We start from the raw sequence: 16,468 nt of genomic DNA on the forward strand, positions 1-16,468 counted from the left end.
TATTCGGGGATATTGCAATGGAGACCTGGGTAGCGGCTTTAAAGGTTTTTATATACGGTTTTGCAGGGGTTTTCTGCGGGCTTTTCCTCTTGATGCTGGCAATCAATCTGAGTGCCTTTGCGGTAAAAATGTTCTTTAAACGAGGGGGGACATGATCGACATCTCCATCTCAACGATTCTCCTAAAAACAGGTTTTTTCCATCTCACCTTAGGGCACGTCATCATGTGGCTGATCGGCGGCCTCTTTATCTATTTGGCGATCCGAAAGGATTTTGAGCCCCTTCTCCTGCTGCCGATCGGTTTCAGTATTTTTGCCGTCAACTTTCCGCTCACCCCTCTCTTGGGGCAAGGTGAATTGATTCAGATCTTCTATCACTACGGGCTCGAATGGGATATCATCCCTTGTGTGATCTTTCTCGGCATCGGCGCATTGACCGATTTCGGTCCGATGATCGCCAACCCCAAAACCCTTCTTTTAGGAGCGGCGGCACAGTTCGGGGTCTACATGGCCTTTTTTGGAGCCCTCCTCTTTGGATTCGACCTAAAGGAGGCAGCCACAATCGGGATCATCGGGGGCGCCGACGGTCCTACCTGTATCTACCTCACCACCAAGCTCGCCCCCCATCTGATCGGTGCCAATGCCATTGCCGCCTATTCGTATATGGCCATGGTTCCCTTGATCCAACCGCCGATCATGAAACTCCTGACGACTCGGAGCGAAAGGAAGATCCGAATGAAACAGTTACGGCCTGTCTCCAAAGCGGAGAGGATCCTCTTTCCGATCATCGGTTTGATGATCATTCTGTTGATGGTCCCGGATGCGGCCCCTCTCATGGTGATGTTCTTTCTCGGAAACCTGTTCCGGGAATCGAGGGTGGTGGAGCGATTGCTCAAGACGTCTCAGAATGAACTCCTCAATATCGTGACGATCTTTTTAGGAATTGCGGTGGGCTCCACGATGGTGGCCGATCATTTTTTGAAACCCCAACCCATCTTCATCTTTTTCTTGGGCTTGGTCGCCTTTGCCTTCAGCACGGCCGGGGGGATCCTCTTTGCAAAGCTCATGAACCTCTTTCTCAAAGAGAAAATCAATCCCCTTATCGGTTCTGCGGGGGTCTCCGCCGTGCCCATGGCCGCAAGGGTCGCTCAGAAGATAGGCCAGGAAGAGGATCCCAAAAATTTTCTGTTGATGCATGCCATGGGGCCCAACATCGCAGGAGTGATCGGGACGGCGACCGCTGCAGGAATGTTTCTCACGATGTTAAAATGAAAGACAATGCTAAGACCCCATCAGTCTCCGCTGAAGTGTTTGGTCGGTCCCTCTTCAAAAGCCTCGAGGACATTGTTTAGGGCGGAGATCATCTTCGGAAACCCGATCGTGGTCAAACTTAAAAGGACCACATGGCGAATTTCTTCCGGGGAGATCCCCATGTGGATAGCCCTTCGGGTATGGGACTTGATGGCCCCTTGTGAGCCCATGCCGATGGCGATGCCCAACTTGACCAACCTCCGCGTTTTCTCGTCGAGCGGACCGGCCGCGTGGCATTGGCTTGCAAGGTTCTCAAATCCCTTCTCGATCTCTGGAAATTCCTTCTTAAATCGTTCGTAAGAAATAGGAAGATAATCCATACCAGAATTCCTCCTTTCTCTTTGATTGGCTTACAGGACGAAAGATTATCTTATCCGGCGGGCTATTGCAAGAATTTTATTCAGATCCCGAACTCGATTCAATCCCCCTCATCCTTTTTCCTGCTCTTTGGTCTTTCCCCCCTTGAATTAAATCTCCAAAATGATCCAGTCCAGTGGTTTCATCACGCCCCATCCACTTCTTTGAACCTTCATCACCCTTTAATCTCCTCCCTCCCATGGTTTTTCTTCTCCACCCTGGACATGAACCACCCACATCTCTAACCCCACCGAAGACCCCTCGAAGCCCCGATGGGTTTCATTCTACGTTTTTAACATCTTTCCCCTTAATAAGATGGCGATTTGCTATATCTTCTCAGGCAACCTCCCTTGGTTTTTTGTTTTTACCTTCGGTGGTCTTCGGGTTCCAAACTTTTTTAAACCTATGAGGGTATTTTTTAGTTGACCCTTGAATCTTTTTCGAGGTTTTGTATTTTGCAGGCAGAATTTTTGGCATCATTATTGCTTTCCTATTTAAAAAAATGAGAGGGAGCCCCAGATGGATTTATTTAATGTCGAACTGAGAGAGAGGCGGGAGAGCCCGAGAATCAACCTCGAAACAAAGGTTTCTTTCCGGACTTCACCTACAGCCCCCTACCTATTTGGATGGGTCCAGAACATCTCCAGGGGGGGGTTTAAATTAAAAGCGGATAACCCCTTGATAGAAGAGGATATTTTTAAGGCTGGGAGGGAGATCTATTTCGAAACGAGCGAAGACTTTTTCAAGCTGAAAGGAAAAGGAGAGATCATCTGGGCCTCCGAGAGGGAACGTGTGGCAGGGGTGAAGTTCGGAGAGCTCGATCAAAAAGGGAGGCATTTTCTTGAGAATTTTTTAAATTTGTTCTAATCAAAACCGATCTCCGAACCATAACTGAGCATTCAATGTCACCCTATGTAATTTTTTCATAACCCCAATCCCCACCTTCCAATTTTCACTTCCACCATCCCCTCTCGATAAGTTTTTGACTCGTGGGCTCCAAGTTTTATCTTTACCAAACCAAATAAAAGGTGTTAAACTATCCTGTGGACATATCACCTCCTATGAAAGCGGAAATTATCGCCATTGGTTCAGAACTTCTATTGGGTCAAATATTGGACACCAACACCCCCTGGATCGCCAAAAAGCTGGCGGAGTCGGGTATCGAGGTCGTCAAAGCTTCGGCGGTTGGAGACCAACTCTCCCATATTGTCAGGGCCATCCAGAGTTCGGTTGAAAGTTCCAATCTCGTCATCTCCACCGGCGGCCTCGGTCCCACAGAGGATGATCTAACCCGCGAGGCGGCCTCGATGGTTTTCAAACGACCTCTCCAATTCCAACCTCATCTGATGACCCAAATTGAAGACGTCTTCAAACGGAGGGGATTTAAGATGCCTGAGAATAATCGGAAGCAGGCCTATATCCCCGAAGGTAGCATTCCGATTGAGAACCCCAAAGGAACAGCGCCTGGATTCATCGTCGAGTATCCGAACGGAGCCTTTGTCTCGATTCCAGGCGTACCTTTGGAGATGGAATTTTTAATGGAGCATGCCATCCTTCCTTATGTGAGGAAGCGTTTTGGGTTGGGGAGGGAGATCATCCGCTATCGGGTCCTTCGCGCCTGTGGCCTCGGGGAAAGCGGGATCGCCCTTCAGATCAACGATCTAATGGAACAGGGAAGAAACCCATCGGTCGGCACCTTAGCCTCGGTGGGGGACATCAAAATCCGAATTACGGCCAGAGCCAACAACCCCGAAGAGGCAGAAAGCCTCATCTCAAAAACGGAGCAAGAGATTCGGAAGCGTCTTGGCATTTTAATCTATGGCACCGATGAGGAGACCCTTCAGGGGGTCGTGGCGAGAGAATTAGAGAGACGTGGGCTGACACTCGCCACTTTCGAAGGGTTCACGGGTGGCCTTCTCTCCCAAAAATTAGCCTCCACAGGAACATCCTCTTTTCTCCAGGGGACGGTCATCCCGCACATGGACAAAATCCCCGATCTCTCAAAACGGTGGCTTGGAGGAGCGGTCATCCCGTCGGATCCACCGGCCCTCGCCGAAAGACTCGCCCTATGGGCAAAAAATGAGGCCAACAGCCATTTAGGCCTGGTCGTGATCGGAAAGGTCTTAAAGGATCAGGGTGGGGGAGAATCCCTTTGGGAAACCCATTATGCCATTGCCTCTGCGGAGGAGGGATCGAAACAGACCTATACGATCGGGGGGGAAAGCTATATGGTTCAAGAAAGAGCGACAATCCTGGCCCTCGATCTCTTGAGGAAGTATCTGCGCCAATCGAGTTAAGCCTTTCTCTCCGTCGTGATCTTGGAAAAGAGGGGAGGAGGGAGAACATGGGGAAGCAACGAATTCGGTGTCCAAATTGCGGCTACGAAACCGAGCAATACCGGAATCCCCTTCCCACCGTCGATATTATCATCGAGATGGAGGGAGGGGGAATCGTTTTGATTCGGAGAAGAAACCCGCCTTACGGATGGGCCCTTCCCGGAGGATTCGTAGATTACGGAGAATCGCTCGAGGCAGCGGCGCGGCGGGAGGCCAAAGAGGAAACCAATTTAGAGGTCGAACTTAAGAGACAACTTCACACCTATTCAGACCCGAATCGAGATCCAAGACACCATAGTATTTCAACGGTTTATATAGCCAAAGCTAAAGGAAAACCTCAGGCCAAAGATGACGCGACCGAAGTTGGGATTTTTGATAGATCGAACCTTCCTAAAGAGATGGCCTTCGATCATCGATTGATTCTCGAAGATTATTTTAACCAAGCATCTTAAGGGCTTCCTCAATGCGGTTTAACCCTTCCCGTATCTCCTCCATGGAGGTCGCAAAAGAAAGACGTTCAAAGGGATCCGCCCCGAATTCGACACCGGGAACCACCGCAACCCTTGCGACTTCAAGGAAGTAATCGGCCAGATCGGTAGAATTGGATATCCTCTTATCGTGGTAAGACTTCCCATAATAAAAGGAGAAGTTCGGAAAGACATAGAAGGCCCCGATGGGTTTAAAACAGGAAACCCCAGGAAGTTGGTTTAGACGATCCACGATGTAGTTCCGCCTCTCCTCAAAGGCGGCGACCATCTTTTGAACCTCATCTTGCGGGCCTATCAACGCCTCCACCGATGCCTTTTGCGAGATGGAAGTCGGATTGGAGGTGCTCTGACTCTGGATGTTGCTCATCGCAGAGATGATCTCTTCAGGGCCAGCGGCATAGCCGATCCTCCAGCCCGTCATGGCATAAGTTTTAGCAACCCCGTGGACGATGATCGTCTTCTTTTTGATCTCTTCTCCAAGGGAGGCGATGCTCACAAATTTGAACCCGTCATAGACGATCTTCTCGTAGATCTCGTCCGAGATCACGAAGAAGGGGTGCGACAGGGCGACCTCCGCGATCTTTTCGAGGTCCTCCCTCGTGTAGGCCCCTCCGGTAGGATTGGATGGGCTGTTGAGGATGAGGGCCTTCGTCCGCGGGCTCAGGGTTTTCTTCAGGGCCTCTACGGTCAATTTAAAACCGTCCTCCTCTCGGGTCTCCACGATCACCGGGGTGGCCCCTGCTAATTCGACCATTGGAGGATAAGAGACCCAGTAAGGAGCAGGGACGATCACCTCGTCCCCCTCGTCGAAAAGGGCCTGGGCCAGATTGTAAAAGGAATGCTTCCCCCCACAGGAGACGAGGATCTCGGACCGCTTATAAGAGAGCCCGTTATCCCTTTTGAATTTGTTGATGATGGCATCCTTCAGTTCATCGATCCCGCCGACCGGAGTGTACTTTGTGAAACCCTCTTCGATCGCCTTGATCGCCGCGGCCTTGATATGCAGGGGGGTATCGAAGTCGGGTTCACCGGCACCAAAGCTGATGACGTGAATGCCCTGGGCCTGCATCGATTTCGCCTTCGCATTGATGGCGAGGGTAGGGGAGGGTTTTAAACGTCTTGCGCGATTAGACAGGACAGACATTGGGATACCTCCGGAGATGGATTCATGAACCAAACAGGAGATCCGAAATTCGCTTGATCCGTTCGACCCCTTTGATCTCATAGGGGAGGAGGGGAATCTCGATCAATTGAATCCGGGGAGCGTACTGATTTTTTAGGCTTTGGATGTAATGTTGCTGCATTTCCTTCCTGACTTTATGGAATTCACAATCTGCTTCTTGAATCACATAATTGACGATCAGATGATTTACCTTGAGCTGGTACTCATCAAAATCTCGTAGAATTCTCTCGGTTTGCTTCACCCCGAGGGCCTCTGGGATGGTCACGATGATGAACTCGGTTTTCTGGGTGTCCCGGATGAAACTGACGACCTTCTCGGCCAAATGCTCCCATCCGCTGATGATTTCCAACAAGGTCCGCTTGCCCCTTTTTAACTTAACACTTTCCTTTAACTTTTCAAAGTAACTATATAAATTCATATAGAATTTTGTTGCAGCCTCAAGATGTTTCAAAAAAATCTGAGGAAGGTGTAATAGCCTCAGCGTATGGCCTGCGGGTGCGGTATCCCAGACCACCAAGTCATATTGATCGCTCTCCACGAGCTCGAGAATATAATTTAACATATATTCCTCTTCAATCCCCGGTGCTCCCCCGATGTAATCCACGAAATCGTAGTCTACCGAGGCAAAGGAGGAAACCACTTCATAAATTTCGGGACCAAAACGCTCCTTCCATCTTTTTAAGACTACTTCGGAACTGATCTCAATCCCATAAAGATGGTCTGCCTTCGCAATGGCCCTTTCCTGATCGCCGATCTCCATCTCGAAAATGTCAGAAAGGGAGGGACTCGGATCGCTCGAGATGATCAGCGTCTTTTTGCCCTGGTGGGAAAAATGAAGGGCGATGGACGCCGCACAGGTGGATTTTCCAACCCCACCTTTCCCCCCGATCATGATTAACCTCTTGGATTCTCGGGAAAGGCGGGCTAAAGTTGATTCCATTCTCGGACTCCGGGTCTTTTGATTTTGTTGATTTTGCATTTTATAATAATGGTTAACACTGGTCAAGAGATTTCATGGAGGGGGTGCCGTGCCATCGGGGATGATCGAAATCGATCCGGAATTATGCAAGGACTGCAAACTTTGCATTTCGGTCTGCCCTCATCAGTTGATCGAAACCTCTGACCGGCTCAACCAGAAAGGGTATTATTTTGCGCAATTCATTGAAAAAAATATAAAAAAAGAAGGAAAGAAATGTACCGGATGTGGCCTGTGTGCTATTGTTTGCCCCGAAATTGCCATAGAGGTTTACCGTGCCTAAGGTCCTGATGCGTGGGAATCATGTGGTTGCTGAAGCGGCAGTCCGTGCAGGCTGCCGTTTCTACTTTGGCTACCCCATCACCCCCCAGAACGAAATTCCGGAATACATGTCTGAAAGGCTTGGAGCCATAGAAGGAGGGGTCTTCGTCCAGGCTGAGAGCGAAATTGCGTCGATCCATATGGTCATTGGAGCCAGTATGGCAGGGGGGAGGGTGATGACCTCCTCTTCAGGGCCTGGCATCAGCCTTAAACAGGAAGGGATATCTTTCTTGTGTGCCCTTGAGCTTCCGGCGGTGATTGTCAACATGACCCGGGGAGGTCCTGGGCTGGGCAATATCGCCCCCGCCCAATCGGACTATTTCCAAGCGACACGGGGAGGCGGGCACGGCGACTATCGAACCATTGTGCTTGCTCCCAATTCCTGCCAGGAGCTGGCCAACTTGACTTACGAAGCCTTCGATCTGGCGGACAAATATCGAATCCCGGTCATCATCTTGGGAGATGGCATGCTGGGTCAGATGATGGAACCTGTGGAACTCCCTTCAGAAATCCACCCCAAAAAGCTTCCGGCGAAAGACTGGACCATCACCGGTGCCAAAGGAAGACCCAGTCGCTTTATACGATCCCTGATCCTCGACCCTCTTAAAGAAGAAGAACACAATTGGAAACTGATGAGGAAATACGAAACCATCTCCAAACAGGAGGTGAGGTGGGAAACATTCTTTACCGACGACGCGAGGATGATCGTGGTGGCCTTCGGAATCGCGGCGAGGATCGCCAAGGGAGCGATCAAGCGACTCCGGGAAGAAGGGATGAAAGTCGGCCTGCTCAGGCCCATCTCCCTTTGGCCATTTCCGGTAGGCATCCTTCGAGAACTTTCGAAAAAGATAAAATATTTCTTTGTTTTTGAGATGAATATGGGTCAGATGGTTGAGGATGTGAGAATTGCCCTTGAGGGGGCTGGAGAGGTCCATTTTTACGGCCGCCCTGGTGGCGTGATTCCAACCCCTCTCGAAGTGTCAAGAGTCATCTCGAGTCAGTATTATCAAAAACGATTGGGATCGTAAAATCGGAAATCTATGAAGAAGGTTTTTAGCCGACCCAAATCGATTAAGCCGGCCTACTTCCATTATTGTCCTGGATGTGGACATAGCATCATCCATCGTCTCATCGGGGAAGTGATTGACGAAATGGACATCCAGGATAAAACCGTTGGGGTTCCTCCAGCGGGATGTGCCGTTTTGGCTTATCACTATTTCGACGTCGACATGGGAGAGGCCTCTCATGGGAGAGCGGCTGCCGTGGCGACAGGGCTGAAAAGGGCTTTGCCCGACCGGATCATCTTCACCTATCAGGGGGATGGCGATATGGCTGCGATCGGAACGGCCGAAGCCATTCACGCCGCGGCACGGGGAGAAAAATTCACGACGATCTTTGTTAACAACGGGGTCTATGGCATGACGGGAGGCCAGATGGCCCCGACCACCCTGATCGGCCAGACCACGACGACCTCCCAGAAGGGGAGGATTCATAACCGAGATGGCTTCCCTATCCATTTGAGCGAGATGTTGGCCTTGGCCCAAGGAAGCGCCTATATCGAAAGGACGGCGGTGAACACCCCCTCCAATATCTTGAAGACGAAGAGGGCCATCGCGAAGGCCTTTCGGGTCCAGATGGAGGGTTTGGGATTTTCTCTGGTCGAGGTCCTTGCCGCTTGCCCAACGAACTGGAAGATGACGCCCCTGCAGGCCGTCAAATGGATGGAGGATGTGATGATGAAACATTTCCCCCTTGGGGTCATCAAAGACATCACCGGAGAAAAGAAAGATGCTCGTTAAGATGATCTTTTCGGGTTTTGGCGGTCAGGGCGTCATCATGATGGGGTATCTCTTCGCCATGGCCGGGATGTACGACGAAAAGAACGTCACCTGTCTCCCTTCCTATGGGGCAGAAGTGAGGGGAGGCACGGCCAACTGCACGGTAGTCCTTTCTACGGAAGAGATCGCCTCCCCGGTGGCCTCCGAGCCGGATATCGCCGTGTTCATGAATCAACCCTCTCTGGTCCGGTTCCAGAATCAAATCCAATCCGGAGGGATGGTCTTTTTGAATTCAAGCCTGATCGAGACCAAACCCATTCGCGGGGATATCGAAATCTTCGAGGTCCCCCTAAACGAACTGGCCAGACAGTTGAAGAATGAAAAAGCATTGAACATTATCATGTTAGGGGCCCTCATTAAGAAAACAGGTCTCGTTTCACTCGAAAACATGATGCGGGCCCTGAAGGAGACCTTCGGATCCAGAAACCCATCGATTCTCAAACTTAACGAATCGGCTCTGATGATGGGATACCGTTATTTCGAATAGTAAAGGAGAACAGGGGAGAGATGCCGGTCAAACAGATTTCGGTCAGCCTTGAGAATGTTCCTGGAAAACTCTCTGAAATGAGCGAATACCTGGGTGAAAACGGGATCAATATCATCGCTATTAGCGTGGTCGATGCCTCCGACGTCAGCGCCATCCGTTTCGTGGCGAGCGACCCTGAAAAAGCCGCCAATGTTTTAAAATCCCATGGCTATGCGTTTAAAGTCACGGAAGTCCTCGCCGTAGAAGCCCCCAACCATCCAGGAGGGCTCAACGCAGTCCTGAAACCCTTAAAAGAGGTTTCGATCAACGTCAATTATCTCTACACGTGCTTGGGAAGAGGGGAGAAGACCGTTTTGATCATGGGAGTTGACAAGATGGAGGAAGCGATTCAGGTTCTGAAGAAGAATTGGGTTCATATGTACGACGAGGAATTATACAAATTCTAAATCCCCAGTTTCTTCCAGATCTCCGGTGAATCTCCGCCTTACTCGAAAACCCGCCGATCCCTCAAACATAGCTATGCAATCCCGAGAGCAAGTAATTCACCCCGAAATAGGTGAAGAGAACGGCCGCAAATCCCACGATAGATAAGACTGCCGATTTTCTTCCCCGCCAGTCCCTTGTGATTCGGGCATGGAGAAAAGCCGCATAAATAAACCAGGTGATCAGGGACCAGGTTTCTTTAGGATCCCAGCTCCAGTAGCTACCCCAGGCATAATTCGCCCAAGCCGCGCCGGTGATGATCCCGAGGCTCAACATGGGGAACCCGATCACGATCGCTTTATAATTAATTTCGTCCAGAACCGATAGGGAAGGTAACCAGGTCGGTTGGTTTTCTCCCCGTAGATCTTTCCGGTCCCGAATCAGGTAGAGAAGGCTAACCCCGAAAGAGACAGCAAAGGCGGCGTAACCGAAGAAACAGGTTGTCACGTGAACGGTCAGCCAATTGCTCTGGAGGGCGGGCATTAAGGGGGTGATCCTGGGGGAGATGCTCGGGATGAGGGAGGTTGCGGCAATGGTAAGAAAGGCGAGAGGAGTAATGAAAACCCCGATGATCTTTTGTCGGTATAGGAATTCGAGGATGAGGTAGATCAGGACAATTGTCCAGGAGAAAAAGATGAGAGATTCATACATATTCGATAACGGGACATACCCATAACCTGTCTGGTGGGTTTCACCCCAGCGAAAGACCAAACCCAGGGTATGGATAGCGAGCCCAACCAAAAGAAGCGAGGTCGAAAGGATTCCGATTTTTGGCCTCCTTGTCGTAGCCAGAAGAAGATATCCCAGAAAACTAAAAAAGTAGAGCACCATCGAAAGGTTGAAAAGGAGGTGACTCCTGGGAATGTTCTCCATCGCTTTGCTCCACCTGAGTTGGGCTTTGCGGGATCCTTATCTCCGGCAGATGAGGAAAACCCTTTTAAAATTAACAGACTTCTGTTCCCCTGTCAATTCTGGGGTCAATTCGGTGGGGGAGAAATGGAGGGAAGCTATTTTTTTTCGAGGGCCCGCTTTTCTTCAATGGCCATCCCGGGAGCGAGACCCTCTGCTTGAGACTGCGGGTGTTCCATCAATTGGATCTGGTAAGAAGCCTTTAGCAAAAGAACGCCATCCTCTTTGTGACGCTCGATAAAGGATTCGATCGCCCGATAGCTTTCGCCCTTGAAGATATTTCGGCAATTCCTGAGCAAATAGAAGAGACTCACCTCATCCATCTTATAGAAGACCTCGAGAGGATGAAGGGATTCTTCGGCGGCCCTCTCCAACCGATGGATCTCCATCGTTTTCAAAATATGACGATAAAGTTCGATGAAAGCCTCCCGTTGGGTTTCCTGGATGAGGGAAGGCCCCAATTCCCAGTCAAGCTGCTTTCGGATTTCCTCCTCCTGGATCTCGATTCGATTCAATTGGAGAGAATAGTCCCCTTGGATCAGTTGATAGGTGAGGGGTTCATCGATCCTCTCTCTATAACGTTTGATGACGAAACGATCCTTTCCGTTTGTGGCCTTGAAATAGGAGACTTTCACCGGTTCGAAATAGGGTCGGTCGCTCACGAAGGAATCCGAGATGATCTCCAGGGTTTCAAGGGCATGGCCCCGATGCTCTTTGAGGAAATCTTGAAAATCATCATGGCCGATCTCTCGAAGGGGTCCCGAAGGAGGGTCCAAGGGTAATTCATATTCGGGGCACTGGTCAAAAGGGGTTTTGAAAAATAGTTTGTTACAGGGGATGCATCGAATGAGTTGATTCATAACGGTTCGCTCCTTCGGGAAACCCTTGTCCCCTGATATTCATGGGGACAAGGGGGGGCACAATCTCACGGGGGAAAAGGTCTCATTTTTAAACCGAGAGAGTAGGGGGCCGGAGAGGATCATGGACCGTGAAAACGGCCTCCATCTCTCTAAGGATCTCCAGAAACATCGTGACCAATTGGGGATCGAATTGGGTTCCGGCATTTTTCGAAAGCTCCATCTTTGCTTCATGGCCAGAGAGGGGTTTTCGATAAGGTCGCTCAGAGGTCATACTGTCATAGGCATCTGCGATGGCGATGATCCGGGCTCCTAAGGGAATATTCTCTCCTGCGAGGCCCTCGGGATATCCCGTCCCGTCATATCGTTCATGGTGGTGGTGGATGTAGGAGAGGATAGTGGAAGAGAGGTTGAGGGGAATGAGGAGTTCGAGAGATTTTTTCGTATGTTGTTTAATGATGGTCCATTCCGTCGTGGAAAGGGTCCCTTTTTTATTAATGAAACGGTTACTGATGCCAATCTTTCCGATATCGTGTAGGTAGGAGGCGATCCGGATTTCCTGGCGATCTTTTGGGTTGAGGGACAGTTTTTTCGAGATAAAATCCGCATAATAACAAACCCGTTCGGAATGACCCGAAGTATAGGGATCTTTTTCTTCCAGCGTAGAAGCCAGGACTTTAGAAAATTCGAGACAATTCTGGTATTCCTGAGGGCTTTCTTGATTCGGTCCAAATTCGGAAAGTCCCTCGATTTTGTGAAAGGATGGGAAAGAACCTATCGAATTTTGGTCGATCCCCATGTCATCTCCACACCGCAGGCGCACCATCTCTTTTACCTTCCGGTTCAAGCGTCTTCTCTGGACCGATTTCTCGATGATACAAATAATCTCGGGGACATTGAAAGGTTTGGGAATATAATCGAAAACTCCATACCGGATCGCTTCGATGGCGCTATTCAATGTCCCGTAACCTGTGATGATAATGACCATCACATCGGGATCGATCGCCCGGATCTCTTTCAGCGTTTCAATACCGGACATCCCCGGCATTCTTAAATCTAAGGTAACCACATCGATTTCATGCTGTTTAAGAATCTGGAGAGCGGCAAGACCATTCTCCGCGGTGAAGATGTTGTAATGGGGTTTAAGAATCATCCTCAAGGATTCCCTCGGACCTATCTCATCATCCACGATTAGGATATTGGCCATATCTTTTTGGGGCCCCATGCTTTCCTTTCTCCGTTTAATAAGGTTTAATAAAAATGGTATAAGCAAATTTTTTGCCATATCAGGAGGGGATCCCCTATTCGGGTTGTTCGATAATTTATTGATATTTAAATAGAATGATTAGGCTTCAGAAAAGGGAGGAAATGGGGATGAAGGGTGAAGGCCTTTTGGAATGTTCAAAAATGAACGGAACAGTCATTTTTTTGAATCGGTGGAGAGATGAGGGAGAAGTGAACGGAAGGACCCCATGGAAGAGAACTTCTTTCTTAAATCTTCACCTTATTTGGGTTGCTGGATCCCCAGTTTGTCCATTTTATACTTTAATATCCGCCGGCTGATTCCCAGAAGGTTTGCGGCATGGGATTGCACAAAATTGGCCCTTCTCAGGGCATCGAGGATGATCTCTCTCTCGAACTCTTCCTCGGCTTCCGAAAAGGAAAGCTGGCCGCTCAGGACCGATTCCTTGAGCCCATTGGCTTTGGATTGATGGGTGATGGGAAGGGGCAGTTCGTCGGCCTGGATGGATTCATTTTGGGTGAGGGTTACCACACGTTCGATCAGGTTCTCCAATTCCCGAATATTCCCCGGCCAATCATAATTCATGAGCAATCCCAGCGCTTCTTTGCTAATCCCCTTCAGTTCCTTTTGGTTCTCTTGGCTAAACTTTTTAATGAAGTGATGGACCAATAGAGGAATATCCTCTTTCCGCTCTCTCAATGGAGGGAGAAGGATCGGCACCACATTGATTCGATAATAGAGGTCTTCCCGGAAGAGTCCTTTTTTGACCAGTTGAGGAAGGTCCTTATTGGTGGCTGTAATAAGCCTCACATCGACTTTGATCGTCTTGGACCCTCCAACCCGAAGAAATTCCCTCTCCTCGAGAAAACGAAGGATTTTGGCTTGGGTGGATAAGCTCAATTCGCCAATTTCGTCCAGAAAAAGGGTCCCTTCATGGGCAGCCTCGACCCGTCCCAGTTTTCTTTCGATCGCATGGGTAAAGGCCCCTTTTTCGTGACCAAACAGCTCGCTTTCGATAAGGGTCTCGGGGATGGCTGCACAGTTAATGGGAATGAAAGGATGGTTTCTTCTGGGGCTATGGTAATGTATGGCTCGGGCGATGAGTTCCTTCCCTGTGCCGCTTTCTCCCATGATGAGCACGGTGGCCCGGCTATTGGCAACCTGCTTCACCATTTTGAAAATTTCCCTCATCTCTTTACTCTTCCCCACAATATTCTCAAATCCGAAATTTCGATCCACTTCGATCCATAAGCGTTGGTTCTCCTCCTTGAGGGCTTTGGTGGAGAGGGCTCGGTTGACGGTCAATCGAAGCTCATCGACGTCAAAGGGTTTGGTGATATAGTCATAGGCCCCGAGCTTCATCGCCTCCACGGCTGTCTTAACCGTTTTCGTTGCCGTGATCATGATAACTATCTGCTCGGGAAAATTCTTTCGGATCCTCTCCAGAACCCTCAACCCATCCATATCCGGGAGAAGGATGTCGAGGAGGATGACATCGGGGAAATGAGCTTCGATCTGTTGAAAGGCCTCTTCTGCGTTTTTAGCCAGAAAGACCTGATATTCCCCCCTCAGGATCATCCTTAGCGACTCTCGGGCTCCGACTTCATCATCGACAACCAGAACACTCCTCATCATTTCCTCCCGCCCACCTTTTCAGATTCTTTCAGGAATTGGGGAGTTGATAGGTAATCACCCTGCGCCTTTCAACGGGAAGTTTCAGGGAAATGTAGGTCCGCAACTTTTTCGGGTTCGCCTCGATGATCATCCTGCCCCGGTTCCGTTCGACCATCTCTTTGACGAGGCGAATTTCCATATCCGCCAGCTCTTCAACCTGCTTGGCAGGTAACCCCAAGAGGCTCCCCAAGGGTTCCCCAGGCTTTTTATACCCGGTGAAGACCACAAGAATTTCAATATATCGCCTTTCTCCTGGGAGGGAAGGAGATCCCTTTCCGTCGTCCTCCCCATCTCTTAGGGATTTGGTTAATACCCCCAGGGTTCCGCTTTTCGGAATCGAAGGAAGGGCATACTGGATCAGAGAGGTCAGAATATATCGCAACTGTTCCTCGTGGAGAATGGTTTCCGGAAGACCTTCTTCGAATTTTTTGAAAAGTTTGATCCCCCTGCTTTCAAAAGTCGCTTGATGCTTTTTTAGAATTTCCTCGAGGAGGGCGTGAACCGTATCCTTCTTCTCGATGGGATGGTTGATTCGGATGTAGTTCAGCAATCCCGAGAGAACGGCATCGATCTTTTCGATGTCTTCGGTGACAATTCGATAGAAGGTGTTCCGGAATTCCGGGTCCTGAAATTTATCTCTCAACAGTTGGGTGAAGGTCTTGATGGAAACCAGAGGATTTTTAATCCGGTGGACCAGTTCAAGGAAAAAGAGGGAATTATCCCAGATCTGGAGGCCATTGGACGTCCTGTCCTTCACCCCTCCGTTTTTCGCCGAACCCGTCTTTTTGAGAAAGGCGGGAAAAGGGGGCAGACCGAGCTCGGGTTCGAGAGAAAGGTCCCTTTCGGTTATCTCTTCTCCCTCAGAGAGGATGGCCCCCCGGATCAGCACATGCTCCATTTCTCTAAGGTTTCCTGGCCACCAATAATTTTCGAGGACCCTTAAGACTTCTTTGGAAATCCCGATGCTCCGGATTTTCTTCTCTTTAATGTGCATGTGGAGGAGATATTGGGCGATGGCGCCAATCTCCCCTTTCCGCTCCCTTAAGGGAGGGAGGTAGATGGAAATCGTTTTGAGCTTCAGGAGAAGGTCCTCAGAAAAATCACCCCGGTCCACCTTCTCCTCCAGGTTTTCCGATGAGGAAGAAAGGATGCGAATATTTTGAACGGTCTTTTTTTCGGCTCCATTGTGAATTACCCCATCCTCGATCAGTTCAAGGAGTTTGAGCTGATCCCTCGGGTGGAGGTGTCCGACCTCCTCGATATAGAGAGTAGCAGGTATCCTTCCGAAATGGGTCTTCTCCAAGAAAGGAAGGAGGTGGGCCAGGAGGTCCTCTTTTTTGAGGAGGCGGCAGTCGATTCGGTAAAAGAGATGGGCCTCTGTTCCCCCCGCATGGTGAAGGATCTTGGCAATCAGTTCCTTGCCCGTTCCTTGCTCCCCGAGAATGAGGACAGGGGTCTGCGTCCGGGCGCATTTTTCGACCCGTTTGGCGACGTCCGGTGGAAGAATGGGAGAGCGGATCAGATCATGATAATTCATCGGGGCTCAAAGAAAGTGATCGGTTGAGTGCTCTGGTCGCTTTTCCTTCTCTTCGGATGATCGGAATTTACGGGCAAATTGACATAGAAGGAACTTCCTTTTCCCGGCTGACTTTCCACATGGATATATCCATGATGATCTTGGACGATCTGATTGGAGATCGACAACCCCAAGCCACTCCCCGTCGGCTTGGTCGTATAAAAGGGGTTAAAAATCTCCTCCAGGTGCTCCTCCGGAATCCCGCACCCCGTATCTTTGATTTCGACTTGGAGAAAGGGGTCTCCCGAAGGCTTGGTGAAGGTGCGGGTCCTGACGGTGATTTTCCCTCCCTCCCCGGTGGCTTCGATCGCATTGAGCAGGATGTTTAAAAAGACCTGCTTGATCTGTTCCCGATCGACCCTGACCAGGGGGAGGTTAGGGGCAAATTCTTTCTCAATCTGGATATTCTTCTTTTTGCATTCCGTGGAACA

The 16,468-nt window shown here is 49.8% G+C and carries 19 protein-coding genes; 9 read left to right on the forward strand and 10 right to left on the reverse strand.

The features are described from left to right. Positions 1-151 precede the first annotated feature (151 nt). Positions 152-1,270 carry a sodium ion-translocating decarboxylase subunit beta gene (locus tag N3G78_14350; protein ID MCX8119096.1) on the forward strand — a complete coding sequence of 373 codons (1,119 nt, stop codon included), beginning with the start codon at positions 152-154 and terminating at the stop codon, positions 1,268-1,270. Positions 1,271-1,290: 20 nt separating this feature from the next. Here the strand turns inward: N3G78_14350 and N3G78_14355 are convergent, their stop codons facing one another. Both N3G78_14355 and N3G78_14360 read right to left on the reverse strand, forming a co-directional pair. Next, positions 1,291-1,629, reverse strand: coding sequence for a carboxymuconolactone decarboxylase family protein (locus N3G78_14355; GenBank protein MCX8119097.1), 339 nt, complete (start codon positions 1,627-1,629; stop codon positions 1,291-1,293). 373 nt (positions 1,630-2,002) lie between these two features. Further along, entirely contained in the window at positions 2,003-2,143 is a 141-nt protein-coding gene (locus N3G78_14360) for a hypothetical protein (protein ID MCX8119098.1), read from the reverse strand. A gap of 42 nt (positions 2,144-2,185) precedes the next feature. On the opposite strand from N3G78_14360, the gene N3G78_14365 reads away from it, so the two are divergent. The 3 genes from N3G78_14365 to N3G78_14375 all read left to right on the forward strand — a co-directional run bounded on the left by N3G78_14365 (position 2,186) and on the right by N3G78_14375 (position 4,454). Further along, positions 2,186-2,533 carry a PilZ domain-containing protein gene (locus N3G78_14365; GenBank protein MCX8119099.1) on the forward strand — a complete coding sequence of 116 codons (348 nt, stop codon included), beginning with the start codon at positions 2,186-2,188 and terminating at the stop codon, positions 2,531-2,533. Positions 2,534-2,727: 194 nt separating this feature from the next. Then, positions 2,728-3,963, forward strand: coding sequence for a CinA family nicotinamide mononucleotide deamidase-related protein (locus N3G78_14370; GenBank protein ID MCX8119100.1), 1,236 nt, complete (start codon positions 2,728-2,730; stop codon positions 3,961-3,963). A gap of 47 nt (positions 3,964-4,010) precedes the next feature. Then, positions 4,011-4,454, forward strand: coding sequence for an NUDIX hydrolase (locus tag N3G78_14375; protein ID MCX8119101.1), 444 nt, complete (start codon positions 4,011-4,013; stop codon positions 4,452-4,454). Here the strand turns inward: N3G78_14375 and N3G78_14380 are convergent. Beyond that, entirely contained in the window at positions 4,438-5,634 is a 1,197-nt protein-coding gene (locus N3G78_14380; GenBank protein ID MCX8119102.1) for a pyridoxal phosphate-dependent aminotransferase, read from the reverse strand. The two genes, N3G78_14375 and N3G78_14380, sit on opposite strands and share 17 nt — an antisense overlap. 22 nt (positions 5,635-5,656) lie before the next feature. Beyond that, positions 5,657-6,565: an ArsA family ATPase gene (locus N3G78_14385; protein ID MCX8119103.1), complete on the reverse strand. Its 909-nt coding sequence runs from the start codon at positions 6,563-6,565 to the stop codon at positions 5,657-5,659. Positions 6,566-6,713: 148 nt separating this feature from the next. Between N3G78_14385 and N3G78_14390 the strand changes: the two genes are divergently transcribed. The 5 genes from N3G78_14390 to N3G78_14410 are packed head-to-tail and all read left to right on the forward strand — an operon-like array spanning position 6,714 to position 9,741. Next, the gene (locus tag N3G78_14390) at positions 6,714-6,932 is read left to right on the forward strand and encodes a 4Fe-4S binding protein (GenBank protein ID MCX8119104.1); all 219 of its coding nucleotides are present in this window, start codon (positions 6,714-6,716) and stop codon (positions 6,930-6,932) included. After that, positions 6,925-7,998 carry a 3-methyl-2-oxobutanoate dehydrogenase subunit VorB gene (locus N3G78_14395; GenBank protein MCX8119105.1) on the forward strand — a complete coding sequence of 358 codons (1,074 nt, stop codon included), beginning with the start codon at positions 6,925-6,927 and terminating at the stop codon, positions 7,996-7,998. The genes N3G78_14390 and N3G78_14395 overlap by 8 nt, the downstream gene beginning before the upstream one ends. Before the next feature lie 12 nt (positions 7,999-8,010). Continuing rightward, complete coding sequence (locus N3G78_14400; protein MCX8119106.1) at positions 8,011-8,769, forward strand: thiamine pyrophosphate-dependent enzyme; 759 nt, start codon at positions 8,011-8,013, stop codon at positions 8,767-8,769. Continuing rightward, positions 8,759-9,295 (forward strand): 2-oxoacid:acceptor oxidoreductase family protein, encoded by a 537-nt coding sequence (locus N3G78_14405; GenBank protein MCX8119107.1) that lies wholly within the window; start codon positions 8,759-8,761, stop codon positions 9,293-9,295. The genes N3G78_14400 and N3G78_14405 overlap by 11 nt, the downstream gene beginning before the upstream one ends. Positions 9,296-9,315: 20 nt before the next feature. Next, positions 9,316-9,741 carry an amino acid-binding protein gene (locus N3G78_14410; GenBank protein MCX8119108.1) on the forward strand — a complete coding sequence of 142 codons (426 nt, stop codon included), beginning with the start codon at positions 9,316-9,318 and terminating at the stop codon, positions 9,739-9,741. Between the two features lie 61 nt (positions 9,742-9,802). Here N3G78_14410 and ccsB read toward each other — a convergent pair whose 3' ends face one another. The 6 genes from ccsB to N3G78_14440 all read right to left on the reverse strand — a co-directional run. Continuing rightward, positions 9,803-10,609, reverse strand: coding sequence for a c-type cytochrome biogenesis protein CcsB (ccsB, locus tag N3G78_14415; protein MCX8119109.1), 807 nt, complete (start codon positions 10,607-10,609; stop codon positions 9,803-9,805). A 176-nt stretch (positions 10,610-10,785) separates the two neighbouring features. Continuing rightward, positions 10,786-11,547 carry a hypothetical protein gene (locus N3G78_14420; GenBank protein ID MCX8119110.1) on the reverse strand — a complete coding sequence of 254 codons (762 nt, stop codon included), beginning with the start codon at positions 11,545-11,547 and terminating at the stop codon, positions 10,786-10,788. An 88-nt stretch (positions 11,548-11,635) separates the two neighbouring features. Then, positions 11,636-12,751 carry a response regulator gene (locus tag N3G78_14425; GenBank protein ID MCX8119111.1) on the reverse strand — a complete coding sequence of 372 codons (1,116 nt, stop codon included), beginning with the start codon at positions 12,749-12,751 and terminating at the stop codon, positions 11,636-11,638. 297 nt (positions 12,752-13,048) lie between these two features. After that, the gene (locus tag N3G78_14430; protein MCX8119112.1) at positions 13,049-14,422 is read right to left on the reverse strand and encodes a sigma-54 dependent transcriptional regulator; all 1,374 of its coding nucleotides are present in this window, start codon (positions 14,420-14,422) and stop codon (positions 13,049-13,051) included. A gap of 28 nt (positions 14,423-14,450) precedes the next feature. Further along, entirely contained in the window at positions 14,451-15,998 is a 1,548-nt protein-coding gene (locus tag N3G78_14435) for a sigma 54-interacting transcriptional regulator (GenBank protein MCX8119113.1), read from the reverse strand. Next, positions 15,995-16,468, reverse strand: a 474-nt coding sequence (locus tag N3G78_14440) for an ATP-binding protein (protein ID MCX8119114.1), incomplete at its 5' end; no start/stop codon positions are given. The genes N3G78_14435 and N3G78_14440, both read right to left, overlap by 4 nt.

Source organism: Thermodesulfobacteriota bacterium, assembly GCA_026415035.1.
Taxonomy (GTDB): Bacteria; Desulfobacterota; BSN033; order BSN033; family UBA1163; genus RBG-16-49-23.

Bases quoted from the DNA above. Each gene is read 5' to 3' on its own strand.
- N3G78_14390 (MCX8119104.1), top strand. From the start codon at position 6,714: ATGATCGAAATCGATCCGGAATTATGCAAGGACTGCAAACTTTGCATT.
- N3G78_14430 (MCX8119112.1), bottom strand. From the start codon at position 14,422: ATGATGAGGAGTGTTCTGGTTGTCGATGATGAAGTCGGAGCCCGAGAG.
- N3G78_14420 (MCX8119110.1), bottom strand. From the start codon at position 11,547: ATGAATCAACTCATTCGATGCATCCCCTGTAACAAACTATTTTTCAAA.
- N3G78_14360 (MCX8119098.1), bottom strand. From the start codon at position 2,143: ATGCCAAAAATTCTGCCTGCAAAATACAAAACCTCGAAAAAGATTCAA.
- N3G78_14410 (MCX8119108.1), top strand. From the start codon at position 9,316: ATGCCGGTCAAACAGATTTCGGTCAGCCTTGAGAATGTTCCTGGAAAA.
- N3G78_14370 (MCX8119100.1), top strand. From the start codon at position 2,728: ATGAAAGCGGAAATTATCGCCATTGGTTCAGAACTTCTATTGGGTCAA.
- N3G78_14365 (MCX8119099.1), top strand. From the start codon at position 2,186: ATGGATTTATTTAATGTCGAACTGAGAGAGAGGCGGGAGAGCCCGAGA.
- N3G78_14400 (MCX8119106.1), top strand. From the start codon at position 8,011: ATGAAGAAGGTTTTTAGCCGACCCAAATCGATTAAGCCGGCCTACTTC.
- N3G78_14375 (MCX8119101.1), top strand. From the start codon at position 4,011: ATGGGGAAGCAACGAATTCGGTGTCCAAATTGCGGCTACGAAACCGAG.
- N3G78_14405 (MCX8119107.1), top strand. From the start codon at position 8,759: ATGCTCGTTAAGATGATCTTTTCGGGTTTTGGCGGTCAGGGCGTCATC.
- N3G78_14385 (MCX8119103.1), bottom strand. From the start codon at position 6,565: ATGATCGGGGGGAAAGGTGGGGTTGGAAAATCCACCTGTGCGGCGTCC.
- N3G78_14350 (MCX8119096.1), top strand. From the start codon at position 152: ATGATCGACATCTCCATCTCAACGATTCTCCTAAAAACAGGTTTTTTC.
- N3G78_14380 (MCX8119102.1), bottom strand. From the start codon at position 5,634: ATGTCTGTCCTGTCTAATCGCGCAAGACGTTTAAAACCCTCCCCTACC.
- ccsB (MCX8119109.1), bottom strand. From the start codon at position 10,609: ATGGTGCTCTACTTTTTTAGTTTTCTGGGATATCTTCTTCTGGCTACG.
- N3G78_14355 (MCX8119097.1), bottom strand. From the start codon at position 1,629: ATGGATTATCTTCCTATTTCTTACGAACGATTTAAGAAGGAATTTCCA.
- N3G78_14425 (MCX8119111.1), bottom strand. From the start codon at position 12,751: ATGGCCAATATCCTAATCGTGGATGATGAGATAGGTCCGAGGGAATCC.
- N3G78_14435 (MCX8119113.1), bottom strand. From the start codon at position 15,998: ATGAATTATCATGATCTGATCCGCTCTCCCATTCTTCCACCGGACGTC.